General features: G+C 67.0%; 17 protein-coding genes. 8 read left to right on the top strand and 9 right to left on the bottom strand.

Translation table 11 applies throughout. The annotated features are described in order from the left end of the window. Nucleotides 1-58: 58 nt before the first annotated feature. Nucleotides 59-2224 (bottom strand): ATP-dependent DNA helicase RecG, encoded by a 2166-nt coding sequence (recG, locus tag J8G26_RS14180; RefSeq protein WP_210569692.1) that lies wholly within the window; start codon nucleotides 2222-2224, stop codon nucleotides 59-61. An 82-nt stretch (nucleotides 2225-2306) separates the two neighbouring features. On the opposite strand from recG, the gene J8G26_RS14175 reads away from it, so the two are divergent. From J8G26_RS14175 to queA, 3 genes are all read left to right on the top strand, one after another. After that, nucleotides 2307-3587, top strand: coding sequence for an HD-GYP domain-containing protein (locus tag J8G26_RS14175; protein WP_210569690.1), 1281 nt, complete (start codon nucleotides 2307-2309; stop codon nucleotides 3585-3587). A 9-nt stretch (nucleotides 3588-3596) separates the two neighbouring features. Beyond that, nucleotides 3597-4553, top strand: coding sequence for a 1-phosphofructokinase family hexose kinase (locus J8G26_RS14170; protein WP_210569688.1), 957 nt, complete (start codon nucleotides 3597-3599; stop codon nucleotides 4551-4553). A gap of 86 nt (nucleotides 4554-4639) precedes the next feature. Next, entirely contained in the window at nucleotides 4640-5791 is a 1152-nt protein-coding gene (gene queA, locus J8G26_RS14165; protein ID WP_210569686.1) for a tRNA preQ1(34) S-adenosylmethionine ribosyltransferase-isomerase QueA, read from the top strand. Nucleotides 5792-5938: 147 nt separating this feature from the next. On the opposite strand, the gene J8G26_RS14160 is transcribed toward queA, so the two are convergent. The 3 genes from J8G26_RS14160 to J8G26_RS14150 all read right to left on the bottom strand — a co-directional run bounded on the left by J8G26_RS14160 (nucleotide 5939) and on the right by J8G26_RS14150 (nucleotide 9318). After that, nucleotides 5939-7246 (bottom strand): DUF445 domain-containing protein, encoded by a 1308-nt coding sequence (locus J8G26_RS14160; protein ID WP_087748128.1) that lies wholly within the window; start codon nucleotides 7244-7246, stop codon nucleotides 5939-5941. Between the two features lie 69 nt (nucleotides 7247-7315). Then, nucleotides 7316-8455: an aminotransferase class V-fold PLP-dependent enzyme gene (locus tag J8G26_RS14155; protein ID WP_210569684.1), complete on the bottom strand. Its 1140-nt coding sequence runs from the start codon at nucleotides 8453-8455 to the stop codon at nucleotides 7316-7318. A 146-nt stretch (nucleotides 8456-8601) separates the two neighbouring features. Continuing rightward, nucleotides 8602-9318, bottom strand: a complete 717-nt coding sequence (locus J8G26_RS14150) for a YggS family pyridoxal phosphate-dependent enzyme (protein ID WP_210569675.1) — start codon at nucleotides 9316-9318, stop codon at nucleotides 8602-8604. Nucleotides 9319-9355: 37 nt separating this feature from the next. On the opposite strand from J8G26_RS14150, the gene J8G26_RS14145 reads away from it, so the two are divergent. The 4 genes from J8G26_RS14145 to J8G26_RS14130 all read left to right on the top strand — a co-directional run bounded on the left by J8G26_RS14145 (nucleotide 9356) and on the right by J8G26_RS14130 (nucleotide 13299). Beyond that, entirely contained in the window at nucleotides 9356-10399 is a 1044-nt protein-coding gene (locus J8G26_RS14145; protein ID WP_087748127.1) for a type IV pilus twitching motility protein PilT, read from the top strand. Between the two features lie 69 nt (nucleotides 10400-10468). After that, the gene (locus J8G26_RS14140; protein ID WP_087743345.1) at nucleotides 10469-11104 is read left to right on the top strand and encodes a cyclic nucleotide-binding domain-containing protein; all 636 of its coding nucleotides are present in this window, start codon (nucleotides 10469-10471) and stop codon (nucleotides 11102-11104) included. A 40-nt stretch (nucleotides 11105-11144) separates the two neighbouring features. Further along, nucleotides 11145-12281, top strand: coding sequence for a PilT/PilU family type 4a pilus ATPase (locus J8G26_RS14135; RefSeq protein WP_087743344.1), 1137 nt, complete (start codon nucleotides 11145-11147; stop codon nucleotides 12279-12281). 103 nt (nucleotides 12282-12384) lie between these two features. Further along, a complete protein-coding gene (locus J8G26_RS14130; protein WP_210569673.1) occupies nucleotides 12385-13299 on the top strand; it encodes an NAD(P)-dependent oxidoreductase in 915 nt (304 codons plus the stop codon). Nucleotides 13300-13359: 60 nt separating this feature from the next. Here J8G26_RS14130 and J8G26_RS14125 read toward each other — a convergent pair whose 3' ends face one another. The 3 genes from J8G26_RS14125 to J8G26_RS14115 all read right to left on the bottom strand — a co-directional run bounded on the left by J8G26_RS14125 (nucleotide 13360) and on the right by J8G26_RS14115 (nucleotide 15119). Beyond that, the gene (locus J8G26_RS14125) at nucleotides 13360-14019 is read right to left on the bottom strand and encodes a BON domain-containing protein (protein WP_210569671.1); all 660 of its coding nucleotides are present in this window, start codon (nucleotides 14017-14019) and stop codon (nucleotides 13360-13362) included. Beyond that, entirely contained in the window at nucleotides 14016-14615 is a 600-nt protein-coding gene (locus J8G26_RS14120) for an SIS domain-containing protein (protein WP_114655377.1), read from the bottom strand. The genes J8G26_RS14125 and J8G26_RS14120 overlap by 4 nt, the downstream gene beginning before the upstream one ends. Before the next feature lie 87 nt (nucleotides 14616-14702). Beyond that, nucleotides 14703-15119: a YraN family protein gene (locus tag J8G26_RS14115; protein WP_210569669.1), complete on the bottom strand. Its 417-nt coding sequence runs from the start codon at nucleotides 15117-15119 to the stop codon at nucleotides 14703-14705. On the opposite strand from J8G26_RS14115, the gene rsmI reads away from it, so the two are divergent. Next, nucleotides 15119-16048, top strand: coding sequence for a 16S rRNA (cytidine(1402)-2'-O)-methyltransferase (gene rsmI / locus J8G26_RS14110; protein WP_198314752.1), 930 nt, complete (start codon nucleotides 15119-15121; stop codon nucleotides 16046-16048). The two genes, J8G26_RS14115 and rsmI, sit on opposite strands and share 1 nt — an antisense overlap. 120 nt (nucleotides 16049-16168) lie before the next feature. Here the strand turns inward: rsmI and J8G26_RS14105 are convergent, their stop codons facing one another. After that, nucleotides 16169-17104, bottom strand: a complete 936-nt coding sequence (locus J8G26_RS14105; protein WP_210569667.1) for a lysylphosphatidylglycerol synthase transmembrane domain-containing protein — start codon at nucleotides 17102-17104, stop codon at nucleotides 16169-16171. After that, nucleotides 17101-18132, bottom strand: a complete 1032-nt coding sequence (locus J8G26_RS14100; protein WP_210569665.1) for a glycosyltransferase family 2 protein — start codon at nucleotides 18130-18132, stop codon at nucleotides 17101-17103. The genes J8G26_RS14105 and J8G26_RS14100 overlap by 4 nt, the downstream gene beginning before the upstream one ends. Between the last annotated feature and the right edge of the window lie 105 nt (nucleotides 18133-18237).

Raw genomic sequence — 18237 nt, 5'->3', positions numbered from 1 at the left:
TACCGTGCTGTCCGCACCTCTCATCGAAATCCATTGGCGCACAACAGTTGCGTGCGGCTCAGGCCTTGAGATAGTCGGATTTTCCACCCAACCAGCGCGCCACGTGCTTTGCAGCCAAATCGGGGTGGCGGTCCAGCATCTGCGGGGCCAGTTCGCGCGCCCATTCGAGCAGGTGCGTGTCGGTCGCCAGGTCGGCAAACCGCAGCAGCGCGTCGCCCGACTGGCGGGCGCCCAGAAACTCGCCAGGGCCACGGATCTCCAGGTCGCGCCGGGCGATCTCGAAGCCGTCGTTGGTCTCGGCCATGGCCTTGAGGCGCTCCTTGGCGGTTTCGCCCACGCGGCCGCTGTCGTTGGTGGCATACAGCAGCACGCAGGCCGATGCCGCAGCGCCCCGCCCCACCCGGCCGCGCAGCTGGTGCAGCTGCGAGAGGCCAAATCGCTCGGCATGCTCGATGACCATCAGCGAGGCATTGGGCACGTCCACGCCCACCTCGATCACGGTGGTACTCACCAGCACGCCCATCTGCCCGCTGGTGAACAGCGCCATCACGGCCTTCTTATCGGCCGGGGGCATGCGCGAGTGGAGCAGACCGACCATGCAGCCCGGCAAGGCCTCGCTCAGGTCGGCGTGGGTAGCCGTGGCGTTACTGAGGTCCAGCGCCTCGCTCTCCTCGATCAGCGGGCACACCCAGTACACCTGCCGCCCGACCGCCACCTGTGCGCCGATGCGTTCGATCACCTCGTCCTTGCGGCTGTCGGCAATGAGCTTGGTGACGATGGGGGTGCGGCCGGGGGGCAGCTCGTCGATGACGGACACATCCAGATCGGCGTAGTAGCTCATGGCCAGCGTGCGCGGGATGGGCGTGGCGCTCATCATCAGCATGTGCGGCTCTTGCCCGTGGTCGGCCAGCTTCTTGCGCAAGGCCAGCCGCTGCGCCACACCAAAGCGGTGCTGCTCGTCGATGATGGCCAGCGCCAGGTTCTTGAACTGCACCTGCTCCTGGATCACGGCGTGGGTGCCCACCACCAGGGCGGCCTCGCCGCTGGCCACCAGCGCCAGCATGGCGGTGCGGTCTTTCTTTTTTTGCCCGCCCACCAGCCAGGCCACCTTGCGGCCGCGCGCGGCCAGCAGGGGTTCGAGCCAGCCGATCATCTTGGCAAAGTGCTGCTCGGCCAGGATTTCGGTGGGGGCCATCAGCGCGCACTGCCAGCCCGCGTCCATGGCCAGGCAGGCGGCCAGGGCAGACACCACGGTTTTGCCCGAGCCCACATCGCCCTGCAGCAGCCGGTGCATGGGCACCTGGCGGGCCAGGTCGGCGGCAATTTCTTCGCCCACGCGGCGCTGGGCGCTGGTGAGGCTGAAGGGCAGCACGGCCAGCAGTTGCTCATGCAGCGGCAATGCACCGTCGGCGGCTTTTTGGGCGCGCAATACGGGTGCACGCAGCATGTCGCGTGCGCGGCGCGACTGCTGCTGCGACAGCTGCTGGGCCAGCAGCTCCTCAGCTTTCAGGCGCTGCCAGGCGGGGTGGCTGTGGTCCTCCAGCGTGGACAGCGCCACATCCGGCGTGGGATGGTGCAAAAAAGTGAGCGCCTCGCGCAGACTGAATAAGCGCTGGAGGCCATTTTGGCCATAAATCCGGGTCACCGGCGGCTCGGCACCGGGCGGCAAGGTGTCTGACAAGTCCACCCGTGCCAGTGCGCCCACCACGGCCCGGCGCAGATAGGGCTGGGGCAGGCCGGCGGTGGTGGGGTACACCGGCGTGAGCGCCGCAGGCAGCTCGCCGCCCGCCACGCGAAACGCCGGGTGCATCATCTGCCGCCCCCAGAAGCCGCCCTTGATCTCACCCCGTATGCGCAGGCGCGCGCCCACGGCCAGGGTCTTCTGGTGCGAGGGGTAGAAGCTGAAGAAGCGCAGCTCACAGCTGCCGGTGTCGTCCTCCACCTGCACCAGCAACTGTCGGCGCGGGCGCAGCTGAATCTCGCTCGCCGTCACTGTGGCTTCGATCTGCACCATTTGCCCGTCGCGCGCGTTGGCCAGCGGGGTGATGCGGGTTTCATCCTCGTAGCGCAGGGGCAGGTGCAGGGCCAGATCAATATCCCGCACCAGGCCCAGCTTGTGCAGCGCCTTGTGCGCCACCGAGGCACCACCTTTGGCTGTGGGGGCGGGTGCACCGCCCGGCGATGCCGTGGCCTTGGTGGATTTGCGGGGTGCGGCAGTGGGCATGGGCAGGCGGAGGGAATGTCAAAAAGGCTACCATGGTTACCATTGCTTACGTCCCATCACGGCGCACTTTCTGGCCACGTTCATGCTCAAGCGCATCCACATCGAACACCTCACCCTGGGCATGTACCTCCACGAGTTCTGCGGCTCGTGGATGGACCATCCTTTCTGGCGCGCCCAGTTTCTCCTGAAGGACCCGAAGGACCTCGCCCGCATCCGGGCCACCTCCATCCACGAGTGCTGGATCGATACCGACAAGGGGCTGGACGTGGCGGAAGGCACCGCGTCGTTGTCGCGTGAAGAGGTGGATGCGCAGATCGAGACCGACTTCAGCCGCCTGGAGGAGCTCCCCCCCATCAAGGTCAAGCTGCCCTCGCCGCCCCCGCCGCCCAAGCGGGACCGCAAACCGGCCGACATGCACAGCGAACTCCAGAAGGCCGCTGCCATCTGCGTGAAGTCCAAGGAGGCCATGGTCTCGATGTTCAGCGAGGCCCGCATGGGCCGCGCGGTGGACTCTGCAACGGCACAGAACCTGGTGGAGGAAATCTCCGACTCCGTTACCCGCAACCCCGGTGCGCTCATCAGCCTGGCGCGGCTGAAGACGGCCGACGACTACACCTACATGCACTCGGTGGCGGTGTGCGCGCTCATGGTGGCCCTGGCCAAGCAGCTCAAGCTCAAGGAAGACCAGCAGCGACTGGCCGGCATGGCGGGCCTGCTGCACGACCTGGGCAAGGCCGCGATACCGCAGACGGTGCTCAACAAGCCAGGCAAGCTCACCGACCAGGAGTTCACCGTGGTGCGCAGCCACCCGGTGGAGGGCTACCACATGCTCAAGGAAGGCGGCAACGTGCCTGACGCGGTACTGGACGCCTGCCTGCACCACCACGAAAAGGTGGACGGCTCGGGCTACCCCGACAAGCTCAAGGGCGACGGCATCAGCGTGATCGCCCGCATGACGGCGATTTGCGACGTGTACGACGCCGTGACCTCCGACCGGCCCTACAAGCGCGGCTGGGACCCGGCCGAGTCGCTGCGCCGCATGGCCGAGTGGACCCAGGACCATTTCGACGCGCGCATCTTCCAGGCGTTTGTCAAAAGCATCGGCATCTACCCTGTGGGCTCGCTGGTGCGGCTGAAGTCGGGGCGCATCGGGGTGGTGACCGAGCAATCGCCCACCGCCCTTACGGCCCCCATGGTCAAGGTGTTTTTCTCGACCAAGTCCGACCTGCGCATCCCGCCCGAAATGGTGAACCTGGCCGCGCCGGGTTGCGCCGAGAAGATCGTCGCGCGCGAAGACCCGGACAAGTGGCGCTTTCCGGACCTGAACGAGCTATGGTCGGGCTTTACCGACAAAGTCTGGTAGTCACCGCCCATGCCCACCCTGCTCACACTGACACCCAACCCCGCGCTCGACCTGGCCACCACCACCGAGCGCGTGGCCCCCACCCACAAGCTGCGCTGCGGCCCGGTGCAGCGCTTTGCGGGCGGCGGCGGCATCAACGTGGCGCGGGTGCTGCACCGGCTGGGCGCGGACGTGCAGGCCTGGGCGCTGGCCGGTGGTGCGGCCGGGGCACAGGTGCAGCAGCTGCTGGCCGAGGAGGGCGTGGCCACGGCACTACAGCCGATTGCCGGCGACACGCGCGAGAACTTTTCGGTGGTGGAAACCGGCACGGGCGAAGAATTCCGCTTTGTGCTCCCGGGCCCCACGCTGCAAGCGGCGGAATGGCAGGCCTGCCTGGATGCGCTGACGGCGCTGCAGACTCCGCCCCGCTGGCTCATTGCCAGCGGCAGCCTGCCGCCCGGCGTGCCCGATGACTTTTACGCCCGGCTGGCACGGGCCCTCACGGCCCGGGGCGTGCGCGTGGTCGTCGACACCTCGGGCCCGGCGCTGGCCGCCGCGCTGCGGGCGGGTGTGGCGCTGGTCAAACCCAGTCTGCGCGAACTGCGGGAGGCGATGCAGCAGCCGCTGGCCCAGGCGGCCGACTGGTGCCAGGCCGCCCAGTCGCTGGTGCACAGCGGCGCCGCAGGGATTGTGGCTTTGTCCGTGGGCGAGCAAGGCGCCGTGCTGGCCACGCGCGAGGGCGTGTGGCAGGCGCCCGCCCTGAACGTGCCCGCCACCACCGGCACCACGGGCGCGGGCGACTGCTTTCTGGCAGCGCTGGTGTGGGCGCTGGACCGGGGCGATACGCCTGCCGAAGCGCTGCGCTGGGGCGTGGCCGCAGGCGCTGCCGCCTTGCTGCACCCGGGCACCACCCTGGCCCAGGCCGATGATGTGCAACGGCTGGTGCACAGCGTGCCCGCGCCCGTGGCCTTCACAACCCAGCCATAGCCGCCCAGGGGGCGCACAGCCCCGTGGGACAATCGCGCCTACCGCAATTTTTACCTTGGCACGGGCCCGTTCGGCCCTCAAGCACGATGACTGATTTTTCCCCCGGCGCAGCCAGCGCGCCCCACGCTCCCCGCGTGTTCACCCTCAGCGACTTCGACTTCTCGCTGCCCCCCGAACTCATTGCCCAGCACCCCGCGCCCGAGCGCAGCGCCTCGCGCCTGCTGGACGGCAGAGCGATGCAACCGGTAGACCGCATCTTCCGCGAGCTGCCGGGCCTGCTGCGCGAGGGCGATCTGCTCATCTTCAACGACACGCGCGTGGTCAAGGCGCGCATCTTTGGCGAGAAGGCCAGCGGCGGCAAGCTGGAGCTGCTGATCGAGCGCGTGCTGCCCGCCGAGTCGGGTAACCCGGGCAACGAAGTCGTGGCCCACATGAAGGTCAGCAAGAAGCCCCTGCCCGGCAGCGTGGTGCACATGGCCGGTGGCCGCAAGGCGGGCGGCTTTGACGCGCAGCTGCTGGGCCGCTGGCCTACCGAGGACGGCCCGCTGTTCCGCTTTGCGCTGCACGCCCCGGCGGGCGAGTCGCCCTGGGAGCTGATGGACCGCCACGGCCACCTGCCGCTGCCGCCCTACATCGAGCGCCAGCAAAACACCGACCACGACCCCCAGAGCGCCAAGGACGAGGCCGAGGACAGCCAGCGCTACCAGACCGTGTTTGCCCGCAACCCCGGCGCCGTGGCCGCGCCCACCGCCGCGCTGCACTTTGACGAAGGCGTGCTGGCCGAGCTGGCCGCGCGCGGCATCGAGCGCGCCAGCGTCACGCTGCATGTGGGCGCGGGCACCTTCCAGCCCTGCAAGACCGAAAACCTGGCCGAGCACCAGATGCACAGCGAGTGGTACGAAGTGCCCCTGGCCACGCTGGCCGCGCTGGAGCGCTGCCGCCAGCGCGGCGGCCGCGTGGTGGCCGTGGGCACGACGACGGTGCGCACGCTCGAATCCTGGGCGCGCACGGGCCAGGCCACGGGCGACACCAACATCTTCATCACGCCGGGCTTTGGGTTTCAGGTGGTGGATGTGCTGATCACCAACTTTCACCTGCCCAAGAGCACGCTGATGATGCTGGTGAGCGCGTTTGCGGGCTACGCCCATGTGATGGGGCTGTACCGGCATGCGATTGCGCAGCAGTACCGGTTTTTTAGTTATGGGGATGCGATGCTGCTGGAGCGGGTTTCTGGGTGATTTTTGGCTCTAGCGCTTTCTGGTATTGCGCTAGCAGCTATTGTTTTCATAGTTCGCGCGGTACTTTGTTGGGGCCGGAGGCCAGGTCTCGGCCCTCAGAACGATCTCAGCACAAACACCAGCACACCCGCAAAAACCACCGCAAGCTCAGCCGGACATCACCGCCCGCCCAATATCCCCCGCGTGCGAAACCAGGTACAACACCAGCCCCACCAAGCCGCCGACCAAAGTGCCATTCACGCGGATGTACTGCAGATCCTTGCCAATATTCAACTCGATGAGCTGCGACAGCTCCTGCGCATCCCAGCGCTGCACCGTGTCCTGTATGTGCTGCGCGGCAAACTGCGCCACATCGGGCGCCAGTCCCTGCACCCAGCCTTCCAGCCGCATATTGAGCGACTGGCGCAGCGCCGCATCGCCCGCCAGCGAGCGGCCCAGCCACGCGCCCATGGCATGCACGTTGCGCGCCACGGCCGAGCGCTCATCGGCCAGGTCGCGCTGCAAGGCCGCGCGCATGCCTTGCCACAAGTCCTGCACATAGCGGCCCAGGGTGGCGTTGGTCTGCAGGTAGCGCCGGATCTCCTCGCCCTTGCGCGCCCAGTCCGGATCGGTCTGCAGCCGCTGCACCAGGCGCTGCACGGCGGCGTCGAACTGTTCGCGCAACTGGTGCTGCGGGTTCTGCGCCACGTCGGCCAGCAGGGCTTCGAGTGCGTTGGCGATCATGGCCGAGCCCTTGTCGCCCAGCCAGTCGGTGGGCAGCATTTTTTCCTTGAGCGGATGCTCTTTCTTGAGCCACTGCACGATGGTGGTGGCAATCAGGTGGCGCGTGCCCTCCTGTTGCAACACCATGATCAGCCGGCCCAATGCATCGTCGAGCAGCGCCTGGTGGCGCCCGTTGTGGGTGAGCGCCCCCAGCACCGTGGCCAGGGCGCCCGACAGATCCACCCGCCCAATCAGGGTGCGCGCGGCCTTGCGGATGAAGCGCTCTACCTGCGCATCCTGCACGGTGTCGAGGGCGGCGCTGAGCAGCCGCGCCGCCTGCTGCCCCAGAAGGCGGGCGTTGTCGGCAGCACCCAGCCATTGGGCCAGCCGCAGGGCGGGGTCGTGGCGCCGCAGCAGCGCCACCAGCGATGGTGGGTCGAGAAACCGGTCGCGCACAAAGGCGGCCAGATTCACACCAATGCGGTCCTTGTTGCGGGGGATGACCGCCGTGTGCGCAATAGGCAGCCCCAGTGGCCGGCGAAACAGCGCCACCACCGCAAACCAGTCGGCCAGGGCGCCGACCATGGCGGCCTCGGCCATGGCTTTCACACAGTCAAGCAGCAAACCACGCTCGACCATGCTGGTGGCCACGAACACCGCCGTCACCAGCAGCAACAGCGCGAGGGCTTGCCGCTTGGCTCGCCGCAAGCCAAGGACGGCGGAGTCAGAGGCCGGGGCGGCGCTTTTTTTCATGTCCATGCAAGCCCAAGAGCATGACTGCGGCACCAGCCTTGCCACAGGGCCGGCGCGCAGGTGCCGGCACTAGACCGCAGCCGCAATCTGGTCCAGCGCCCCGGACAGATGGCCCACGGTGCGCTCCACGTTGTGCCATTTGTCCAGGCCAAAGAGGCCGATGCGGAAGGTCTTGAAGTCGAGCCCTTCGTCGCATTGCAGCGGCACGCCAGCGGCGGTCTGCAACCCCACCTGCGCAAACTTCTTGCCGCTCTGGATGCCGGGGTCGGTGGTGTAGCTCACCACCACGCCGGGCGCCTTGAAGCCCTCGGCCGCCACGCTGGGGAAACCGCGCGATTCGAGCAGCGCGCGCACCGCAGCGCCCAGGGCGATTTGCTCGTCACGCACCTTGGCAAAACCGTAGGCGCGGGCCTCAGCCATCACGTCGCGCAGGTGCACCAGCGCATCGGTAGGCAGGGTGGTGTGGTAGGCGTGCTGGCCTTTTTCGTAGCCCTCGGCGATCTGCATCCACTTCTTGAGGTCGCACGAGAAGCTGCTGCTTGTGGTGCCGTCAATCGCCTGGCGTGCGCGCTCGCTGAGCATCACCATGGCGCAGCAAGGCGAGCCGCTCCAGCCCTTTTGCGGGGCGGAAATCAGCACGTCCACACCCGTGGCCTGCATGTCCACCCACACCGCGCCCGAGGCCACGCAGTCGAGCACGAAGAGCGCGCCCACCTCGTGGGCGGCGGCCGTCAGCGTGCGGATGTAGTCGTCGCTCAAGATGATGCCGCTGGCCGTTTCCACATGGGGCGCGAACACCACCTTGGGCTTCTCGGCGCGGATGGCGGCTGCCACCTCGTCAGCCGGCGCCGGCGCCCAGGGCGCCTGCGGGCCGCTGCCCTGCTGGCGCGCCTTGCAGACCACGGCGCCGCCGCCCAGGCCTTTGTCTGCATCGAAAATCTGGCTCCAGCGGTAGCTGAACCAGCCGTTGCGCACGATCAGCACTTTTTGCTGGTTGGCGAACTGGCGCGCCACGGCCTCCATGCCGAAGGTGCCGCTGCCGGGCACGATCACGGCGGTGTGGGCGTGGTACACCTCTTTGAGCACAGCCAGGATGTCCTTCATCACGCCCGTGAAACGCTGGGACATGTGGTTGAGCGCGCGGTCGGTGTAGACCACCGAGAATTCGAGCAGGCCATCGGGGTCGATATCGGGCAGCAGTCCGGGCATGAGAGGTCTCCGTTGACGGGTTGTAAGGCTGCACACCGCCCCTTGGGCGGCACGCCAGAAAGTGCGCTAAATCAGCTTAGCACGGGCCACTATAAAAGCGCCCTACCGCACTTTCCAGGCCAGCGGCGCTGCTTTCTGGCACTCCATCAGGGCGCCGGGTAAGTCCGGCCGCCAAAGATGCCGGTGCCCACGCGCACCAGGGTGCTGCCCGCGTGGATGGCGGCCTCCAGGTCGGCGGTCATGCCCATGGACAAAGTGTCAAAGCCTTCGAGCCCGGGCTCGCCCAAGGCCGATATCTGGTCAAAAAGTGCTCTCGCGCTTTGGTGGATTGCCAGTTGCGCTTCGAAATCAGGAGCATGGTCGGGGATGCTCATCAGCCCGCGCATCCGCAGGCGTGGCAGTTTTGCCACAGCGCGCACCAGCGCCAGCGCGTCCGCCGGCGCCACGCCCGACTTGGTGGGGCCGCCGTCGATGTTCACCTGGATACATATTTGCAGGGGCGGCAGGTGGTCGGGGCGCTGGGCCGACAGGCGCTCGGCGGTCTTGAGCCGGTCCACCGTGTGCGCCCAGTCAAAGTGCTCGGCCACCAGGCGCGTCTTGTTGCTCTGGATGGGGCCAATGCAATGCCACTGCAGCGCGGGATCGAACGCCCGGCCCACTGCGGCGATCTTGTCCACGCCTTCCTGGACGTAGTTTTCACCAAACGCCCGCTGGCCCGCCGCAGCGGCCTGCACCACCGCATCAGCGCCAAAAGTTTTGGAAACGGCCAGCAGCGAGACACTGGCAGGGTCCCGGCCGGCAGCCACGCAGGCCTGCGCGATGCGGGTCCGAACCTTTTGGAGGTTGTTATCAATCGTGGTCATAATGAACAACAAGCGTATCAAAAGAGAGAGGGAACCCGTGGACATTACCCAGTTGCTCGCATTCAGCGTGAAGAACAAAGCTTCCGACCTGCACTTGTCCTCCGGGTTGCCGCCCATGATCCGGGTCCACGGCGATGTGCGGCGCATCAATGTGGATGCGCTGGACCACAAGACGGTGCACGCCATGGTGTACGACATCATGAGCGACTCGCAGCGCAAGACGTATGAAGAGTTTCTGGAGGTGGACTTCTCGTTTGAGATCGAAGGCCTGGCGCGCTTTCGCGTCAACGCCTTCAACCAGAACCGCGGCGCGGCCGCCGTGTTCCGCACCATTCCAAGCAAGATCCTCACGCTGGAACAGCTCAACGCCCCCAAGATCTTCGGCGACCTGGCCCTCAAACCGCGCGGCCTGGTGCTGGTGACCGGCCCCACGGGCTCGGGCAAGTCCACCACGCTGGCGGCCATGGTGAATTATCTGAACGAAACCGAATACGGCCACATCCTCACGGTGGAAGACCCGATCGAGTTCGTGCACGAATCCAAGAAGTGCCTGATCAACCAGCGCGAAGTGGGGCCCATGACGCTGTCGTTCGCGGCAGCCCTCAAATCCGCGCTGCGCGAAGACCCCGACGCCATTTTGGTGGGCGAAATGCGCGACCTGGAAACCATCCGCCTGGCCATGACCGCCGCCGAAACCGGCCACCTGGTGTTTGGCACGCTGCACACATCCAGCGCCGCCAAGACCATCGACCGGATCATCGACGTGTTCCCCGCCGAAGAAAAGGAAATGGTGCGCTCCATGCTGTCCGAATCGTTGCAGGCGGTGATCTCGCAGACGCTGTGCAAGCTCAAGGACGGCTCGGGCCGGGTGGCCGCGCACGAAATCATGCTGGGCACCAGCGCCATCCGCAACCTGATCCGCGAGTCCAAGGTGGCGCAGATGTATTCCACCATCCAGACCGGCAACAGCCTGGGCATGCAGACGCTGGACCAGAACCTCACCGATCTGGTGCGCCGCAACATCATCAGCCCCGCTGAAGCCCGCAGCAAGGCCAAGATTCCCGAAAATTTCCCCGGCTGATCGCGCCCCGTTGCAGCCCACACATCCTTCTGACAGAGCGGCAGCAGACGCCGCACATTGGAGCAAGTTATGAAAGGCATTCTCAGCCTTCTGCGCCGCAACACCCGCGGCACCAAGCCGCTGGAGGAGCACACCGACTCCGTGCTGTTCTCCACCGCCTTTGCCGGCCAGGGCGTGGATCCATCCATGCTCGTGCCCTGGGAGGCTCGTGCCGTGGAAGTGGCCGCCAAACGCCTGCCCCCCAGCCGCGGTGGCAAGCTGCTGCAGGCGTTGTGGTCCAAGGACAAATACATGGCCCACCTGGACAAGGATGCCGTGGAGCGCATGGAGCGCTTTTTTGAATTTACCGCCGTTGCAGCCAACCGCGACGTGATCCGGCAGGACGAATACGGCAACTTCATGGTGGTGCTGCTCACCGGCACCATCGCCGTGGACCGCCTTCAGCCCTGGGGCGAGCAACTGCGCCTGGCCGAGACCCGGCCCGGCGACATTCTGGGCGAAATGTCGCTGCTCGACAGCGGCATCCGCTTTTCGGCGTGCACCACCCTCACCGACTGCGAGATCGCTGTGTTGAGCGCGGAAGCCCTGGACCAGATGATGGCCGAAGACCCCCAATTGGCAGCCAGCCTGGTGGCGCTGCTGGCGCGCAAGCTGTCGCTGCGCCTGCGGGCCGTGAGCGCCCGGCTGAGCGACCACCAGAAATGAACACCCGTCCTGCAGACAAAGCCCCACGGAAGGATCTCTGATGGAACGCGATCAGGCCAGTAAATTCATCAACGATCTGCTCAAGCTGATGGTGAGCCGCAATGGCAGCGACTTGTTCATCACGGCAGAGTTTCCGCCCGCCATCAAGGTCGATGGCAAGGTGACCAAGGTATCGCCCCAGCCGCTCACGCCCAACCACACCCTGACGCTGGCCCGCGCCATCATGAGCGACAAGCAGGTGGCAGACTTCGAGCGCACCAAGGAATCCAATTTCGCCATCTCACCGGCCGGCATCGGGCGCTTTCGCGTGAACGCATTCATCCAGCAGGGCAAGGTCGGCATGGTGCTGCGCACGATTCCGCTCACGTTGCCCACCATTGACGGTCTGGGCGTGCCGCAGGTCCTCAAGGAAGTGACGATGACCAAGCGCGGCCTGTGCATCCTGGTGGGCGCCACGGGCTCGGGCAAGTCCACCACGCTCGCGGCCATGGTGGACTGGCGCAACGAAAACTCGTTCGGCCACATCATCACGGTGGAAGACCCGGTCGAATTCGTGCACCCGCACAAGAACTGCGTGGTGACGCAGCGCGAAGTGGGGCTCGATACCGACAGCTGGGAAGCGGCCCTCAAGAACACGCTGCGCCAGGCGCCCGACGTGATCCTGATGGGCGAAATCCGCGACCGCGAGACCATGGAACATGCCGTGGCCTTTGCCGAAACCGGCCACCTGTGCCTGGCCACCCTGCACGCCAACAGCGCCAACCAGGCGCTGGACCGCATCATCAATTTCTTCCCCGAAGAGCGCCGCGCCCAGCTGCTGATGGACCTGTCGCTCAACCTGCGCGCCATGGTGTCGCAGCGCCTCATCCCCAAGCAGGACGGCAAGGGCCGGGCTGCGGCGGTGGAGGTGATGCTCAACACCCCGCTGATCGCCGACCTGATCTTCAAGGGCGAAGTCGCCGAGATCAAGGAAGTCATGAAAAAGAGCCGCAACCTGGGCATGCAGACCTTCGACCAGGCGCTGTTCGATGCCTACGAGGCCAATGTGATCAGCTACGAAGATGCGCTGCGCAACGCCGACTCGCTCAACGACCTGCGTCTGCAGATCAAGCTCAACAGCCAGCGCGCCAAGTCGCCCGACCTGGCCTCGGGCACCGAGCATTTCGCGATTGTCTAGCCGAGGTCCGCCACCTGCATTGATTTGCTTTTCATGACCGCTGAAAGCCCGCCCCGTTGGGCGGGCTTTCTTTTTCCTCTACCCACTTTTTTCCTTCACTCCCATGCCAAGCACCAACCCTCGCAGCTACGACACACCCCTTTCGCGCAAGGTCGCCTTTCTGGGCTTGGGCGTGATGGGCTACCCCATGGCCGGCCACCTCGCGCTGGCGGGCCATGAGGTCACGGTGTACAACCGCACTACTACAAAATCAATAGCATGGTGCGCAGAGTACGCAAGCGCCAAAGCCCCAAAACATGCCGCAACGCCACGCGAGGCAGCGGCGGGTGCGGACATGGTGTTCTGCTGCGTGGGCAACGACGATGACCTGCGCTCGGTGACGCTCGGCGCCGACGGCGCGTTTGCCGGCATGCGGCCGGGCGCGATCTTTGTGGACCACACCACAGCATCGGCCGAAGTGGCGCGGGAGCTGTATGCCGCCGCGCGCGCACTGGGGCTGCAGTTTGTCGATGCGCCTGTGTCCGGCGGCCAGGCCGGGGCACAAAACGGCATGCTCACAGTGATGTGCGGCGGGGACCAGGCCGCGTTTGACGCCGCCCAGCCCGTGGCCATGGCGTTCTCACGGGCGTTCACGCTGCTGGGTACCAGCGGCTCGGGGCAACTGGCCAAGATGGTCAACCAAATCTGCATCGCGGGCCTGGTGCAAGGCCTGTCCGAAGCGGTGGCCTTTGGCCAGAACGCCGGGCTGGACATGAAGCAGGTGCTGGACGTGATTGGCAAAGGCGCGGCGCAAAGCTGGCAGATGGACAACCGCGGCAAGACCATGGTGGACGGCCAATTCGATTTCGGTTTTGCCGTGGACTGGATGCGCAAGGACCTGGGCCTGGTGCTGGACGAAGCCCGCCGCAATGGCTCGCGCGTGCCGGTGACCGCGCTGGTGGACCAGTTCTATGCCGATGTGCAGAAGATGGGTGGCAACCGCTGGGACACGTCCAGCCTGGTCAAGCGCCTGCGCTGAAACTGACCCAAAAACGGCGCAGCGGGGATGTCCGCAGCGCCGCATGCCGTCATGCAGGCCTCATTGGCCTGGTGACGCGGGGTTGTCGGTGGTCACCGTCGGGGGCGGCTGGGTGCTGTTGCGGCGCAGATCGTCTTCCGTGACGATCTCGAACACCCGCACCACCTTGGTCACACCGCTCACGCCACGGGCAATTTCGGTGCCACGGGCAGCCTCGCGCGCGGTGGCCATCCCCATGAGATAGACCGCGCCGCGCTCGGTCACCACCTTGAAGGCGCTGGACGTAATGTCTTTGGCATCCACCAGGCTCGCACGCACCTTGCCGGAGATCAGGACATCGTTGGAGCGCTGGCCCAGCGTGCTGCCGGGCATCACCGCCAGATCGTTCACGACCGAGCGCACATTGTTCACGCCCGCCACGATCTGCTCCACCGTGGCCCGGTCTTGCGCCGTGGGCACCTCGCCGGTCAGCAAAACCTGGCGGTTGTAGCTGGTGACGTTGACATGGGCCCGGTCGCCCAGCACCTCGCGGATGCGGTTGGCCGCACGCAGCTCGATGCCTTCGTCTTCCACCTGGGTGCCGGTGGTGCGGCGGTCTGCGGCCATCATGCCGCCCATCACCGCCCCGCCAACCACCAGAGGAGCGCAGGCGGACAGGCCTGCAACCAGCGCAGCGGCAGCCAGCAGGGTGCAGGCGGTACGGTTCATGGTCAGCTTCATAGCGGTATTTCCTGTTCTCCAAGTAATTGGGCATCCACGCCGTCGCACAGGCAGTGCAACACCAACGCATGGACCTCGCGCACCCGCGCGGCGCGGTCGTGCGGCACGCTGATCAGCACATCGGTCTCGCGCACCATGGTGGCCAGCTGGCCGCCGGTGCGGCCGCTGAGGATCACCACCGTCATGTCGCGCTCGTGCGCTGCCTCGGTGGCGGCGATCAGGTTGGCATCGTTGCCGGTGACAGACAGTGCCAGCAAGACATCGCCCGCCTGGCCGAGCGCGCGCACCTGGCGGGCAAACTGCTGGGCCACGTCGCTGCCGCCGCCGGCCCCCGTGAGCAGGGTGCTGTCAGAGGTCAGCGCCAGCGCGGCCAGCTCGGGCCGGTCCCGCTCGAATCCCGCCACGCAGAAGGCCGCAAACTGCAGCGCCTCGGCGGCCGAAGGGCCATTGCCACAGGCCAGCACCTTGCCGCCGCTGGTTACGCAGGCCAATATGGCCTGCACGGCAGCGGCGATGGGCGCGCTGAGGGCTTGCGCGGCCTGGTATTTCAGGTCGGCGCTGTCGATGAAGTGCTGTTGGATGCGTTGCTCTAGCATGGAGGCCCGATGATACCCGCGGGTTGTTATAGGTTTTGTAGCAAACCGTAGTCGCCGGCTTGGCGTACCCGGCTTTTGTGCCCCGCCTTACTGGGCGTCGAAAGCGGCCTGGAGCCACTGCACCGAAGCCTGCACCAGCACCACGTCAAAACGGCACGGCGGCGGCGCGGGCATGCGCAGCAGGTAATGGCGCGCCGCAAACACGATGCGCCGCTGCTTGACGGCGCCAATGCTGGCACCGGCCCCACCAAAGGCATTGCTGGCGCGGCTGCGCACCTCGACAAACACCACGGTGCCGTCCCGGTCGCGCATCACCAGATCGATCTCGCCCCCGCCGCGCCCGGGCGTCCGATAATTGCGCACCAGCAGCTTCAGGCCTGCGGCCTGCAAATGGGCCAGCGCCTGGTCTTCGGCCGCATTGCCCCGCTGCCGCGTGGTGCTGCCGCTGGCGGCATCGGGGCCCGCCGGGCGGGCACTGGCTGGCTTTTTTCCAAGGAAATTCATTGAGCGCATCTTTCGCATCTGCCTTGAACGCCGCACGCGATGCGGCGGCTGCACAGCATTATCCGCAGGGCACGCTGTATGTCGTGGCCACGCCGATTGGCAACCTGGCCGACATCACCCTGCGCGCGCTGCATGTGCTGCAGCTGGCCGACGCCATTGCCTGCGAGGACACGCGCCACACCCAGGCGCTGCTGCGCGCCTATGGCATCGACAAGACCAGCGCGCAACTGCTGGCCGTGCACCAGCACAACGAGGCCGAAGCCGCACTGGCCGTGGTGCAGCGGCTGCAGCAAGGCCAGCGCGTGGCCTATGTCAGTGACGCGGGCACGCCGGGCGTCAGCGACCCCGGCGCGCGCCTGGTAGCCGCCGTGCACGCGGCCGGCCTGCGTGCCCTGCCGCTGCCGGGCGCCAGCAGCATCACCACGGCCCTGAGCGTGGCCGGCGCCGTGGCGCACAGCACGGACAGCGGCGGCTTTCTTTTTGCGGGTTTTCTGCCGGTAAAAAATGCCGAGCGCGCCACTGCCGTGCAGCAGCTCGCCAGCGAGCCCCGCTGCGTGGTGCTGCTCGAAGCCCCGCACCGCATCGAGGACCTGGCCGGCGCCCTGGCCGTGTTGGGCGAGCGCCCGGTGACGCTGGCGCGCGAGCTCACCAAGCAGTTCGAGGAGATCTCCACGCACCCTGCGCAGGATCTGGCGCGCTGGCTGGCGGGCGCCCCGCAGCGGGTGAAGGGGGAATTCGTCGTGCTGCTGCACCCGCTGCTGGCCCCACCGGAAGATGGCGCCGACGCACAGCGCGTGCTGCGCCTGCTGCTGGGCGAGTTGCCGACCAAGACGGCCGTCAAGCTGGCCGCCGACATCACGGGCGCGCCGCGCAATGCGCTGTATGCGCAGGCACTGCAAATCCGCCAGGACGAGGGCCCCGCAGATTGACGCCCGGCGGGGCACAGCCTGCGGCGGCACCATATTGAACCAAACAGGCCTCTAGCGCTTACCCAGCAAGCGCAAGCAGCTATCATTTCGATACCAAACCAGCTGAAGCGTACAGCCCCCTCACCGCGGTGCGCCGCGCGGCAAGCCCAGGGCCAGCGCCCCCAAGGCGCCCTGCGCCAGTCCATAGAGGCCATAGACCATCCCCACGCCCACGGCGGCCGGCGCTGCCACGCCAAAGGGTGCCAGCGCGGCCACGGCGGCGGCCTCGCGCGTGCCCCAGCCGCCCACGCTCAGGGGCAGCGCGGCCATCAGAAACACGGGGGCCATCGCCCAGGCCCACACGGGCGCCGGCAGGACCACGCCCAGCGCCATGCCACCCGCGGCCAGCGCCGCCGCCGACAGCACCTGCACCGCAGCCGAGGCCAGCGCCTGCCCCACCCACTGGTGGCGAAAGTCCGGCCGTGCCACCGCCAACCGCAGCGGCACCAGCCAACCGCCCTGCCACCGGCGCGGAGCCCAACGCAGCAGCACCGGCAGCGCCCAGGGCAGCGCCAGCCACAGCAGCGTGCCCGCCAGCATCAGCCCGGCGAAAACGTCCGGCGGCAGGCGCAGCCAGGGGGCCAGCACATCGGCACAGGCGGCCGCGCCCAGGCCGCCGATGGCGCACAGCATCCACAGGCCGCTGGCGCGATCGAGCACGACCGACCAGCCGGCCGCCGCCGTGTCCTGCCCGGCGCGGCGCAGCGCCATGGCACGGTACACATCGCCGCCCACCACGGCACCCGGCAGCAGCGCGTTGAGCCCCATGGCCTGGAAGTACCAGCGGCAGGCGTCCAACCAGCCCACCTCGGCCCCCAGCCAGCGCGCGAGCGCGCGCCAGCGCAATGCCGACACAATGTTGGATGCCATGGCGGCCAGCAGCCCCACCAGCAGCCACCCGAGCTGCGCCTGGCGCAGCTGCGCCAGCACCCGCGCCGGATCGGTCAGCGCCACAATCAGGCCGAGCAAAAGCAGCCCCAGCAGGCCGCGCAGCAGGGCTTTATAGGAGCGCTTCACGCTACCTTATTAATAGCATCTTGCGCTGTCAACACGTCGGCTTCAGCCCGATTGGATCTATTTTCTGGCACATATTCCTGCGCATGGAACTGCGCCGCGCCCCCGGCTTCGTGGTACACGCGCATCAGCAGCTCGCCGATCAGCCCGGCAGCGATCATTTGCACGCCCATCAGCACCAGCATCACACCGGCCAGCAGCAGCGGGCGGCCGCCAATGTCTTCGCCCAGCAGTTTTTGCACCAGCAGCCAGGTCAGGATCAGCCCCCCCGGCGCGGCCAGCCACAGCCCCAAGCCGCCGAAGGCGTGCAATGGCCGCTGGCGGTAGCGCATGAAAAAGACGATGAGGATCAGGTCCAGGATGACGCGGAAGGTGCGGTCGATGCCGTAATTGGACACGCCGCGCGTGCGGGCATGGTGGCGCACCGGCACCTCGGTGATGCGCGCGCCCACGTCTTTGGCCAGCGAGGGGATGAAGCGGTGCAGCTCGCCATACAGCCGTATGCGGTCGATGATGGGACGGCGGTAGGCCTTGAGCGCGCAGCCATAGTCGTGCAGGTGCACGCCGGTGGTGCGCGAGATGATGCGGTTGGCGATGCGCGAGGGCAGCTTGCGCGACAGCTCGGCATCCTGCCGGTCTTTGCGCCAGCCGCTGACCATGTCCACGCCGGGGTCGGTTTCCAGACGCTCCAGCAGCAGCGGAATATCGTCCGGCTCGTTTTGCAGGTCGGCGTCCAGCGTCACCACATAGCGCCCGCGCACGCGATCAAAGCCCGCCTGCAGTGCGCTGGACTGGCCGTAGTTGCGCGCCAGGAACACCGGGCGCAGCCACGGTCGCGTGGCGGCAAGCTCGCGCAGCTTGTCCGCGCTGCCATCGCGCGAACCGTCATCCACCGCCAGCAATTCAAAGCCGAGCGGCTGCGCGGACATGGCATGGGCGATGCGCTCCACGAGATCGGGCAGGTTCTCGACCTCGTTGTAGATGGGCACGACGATCGATACATCGGGCGCGGAAGGGGGGGCGGTGGTCATGGGAGCAACAAACTGTAGCGAAATAATGGATACGATTGTGCCTTGAGCGCCCCCATGCACCGGGGAAACCGTCCCCCCGGCCGCTGCCCCCTTATCACTCGTTTC

The sequence above is a fragment of the Acidovorax sp. JG5 genome (assembly GCF_017939685.1).
Lineage (GTDB): Bacteria > Pseudomonadota > Gammaproteobacteria > Burkholderiales > Burkholderiaceae_C > Acidovorax.
Note: the sequence above shows the minus strand (reverse complement) of the source record. Positions and strands in the feature narration are given on the sequence as shown.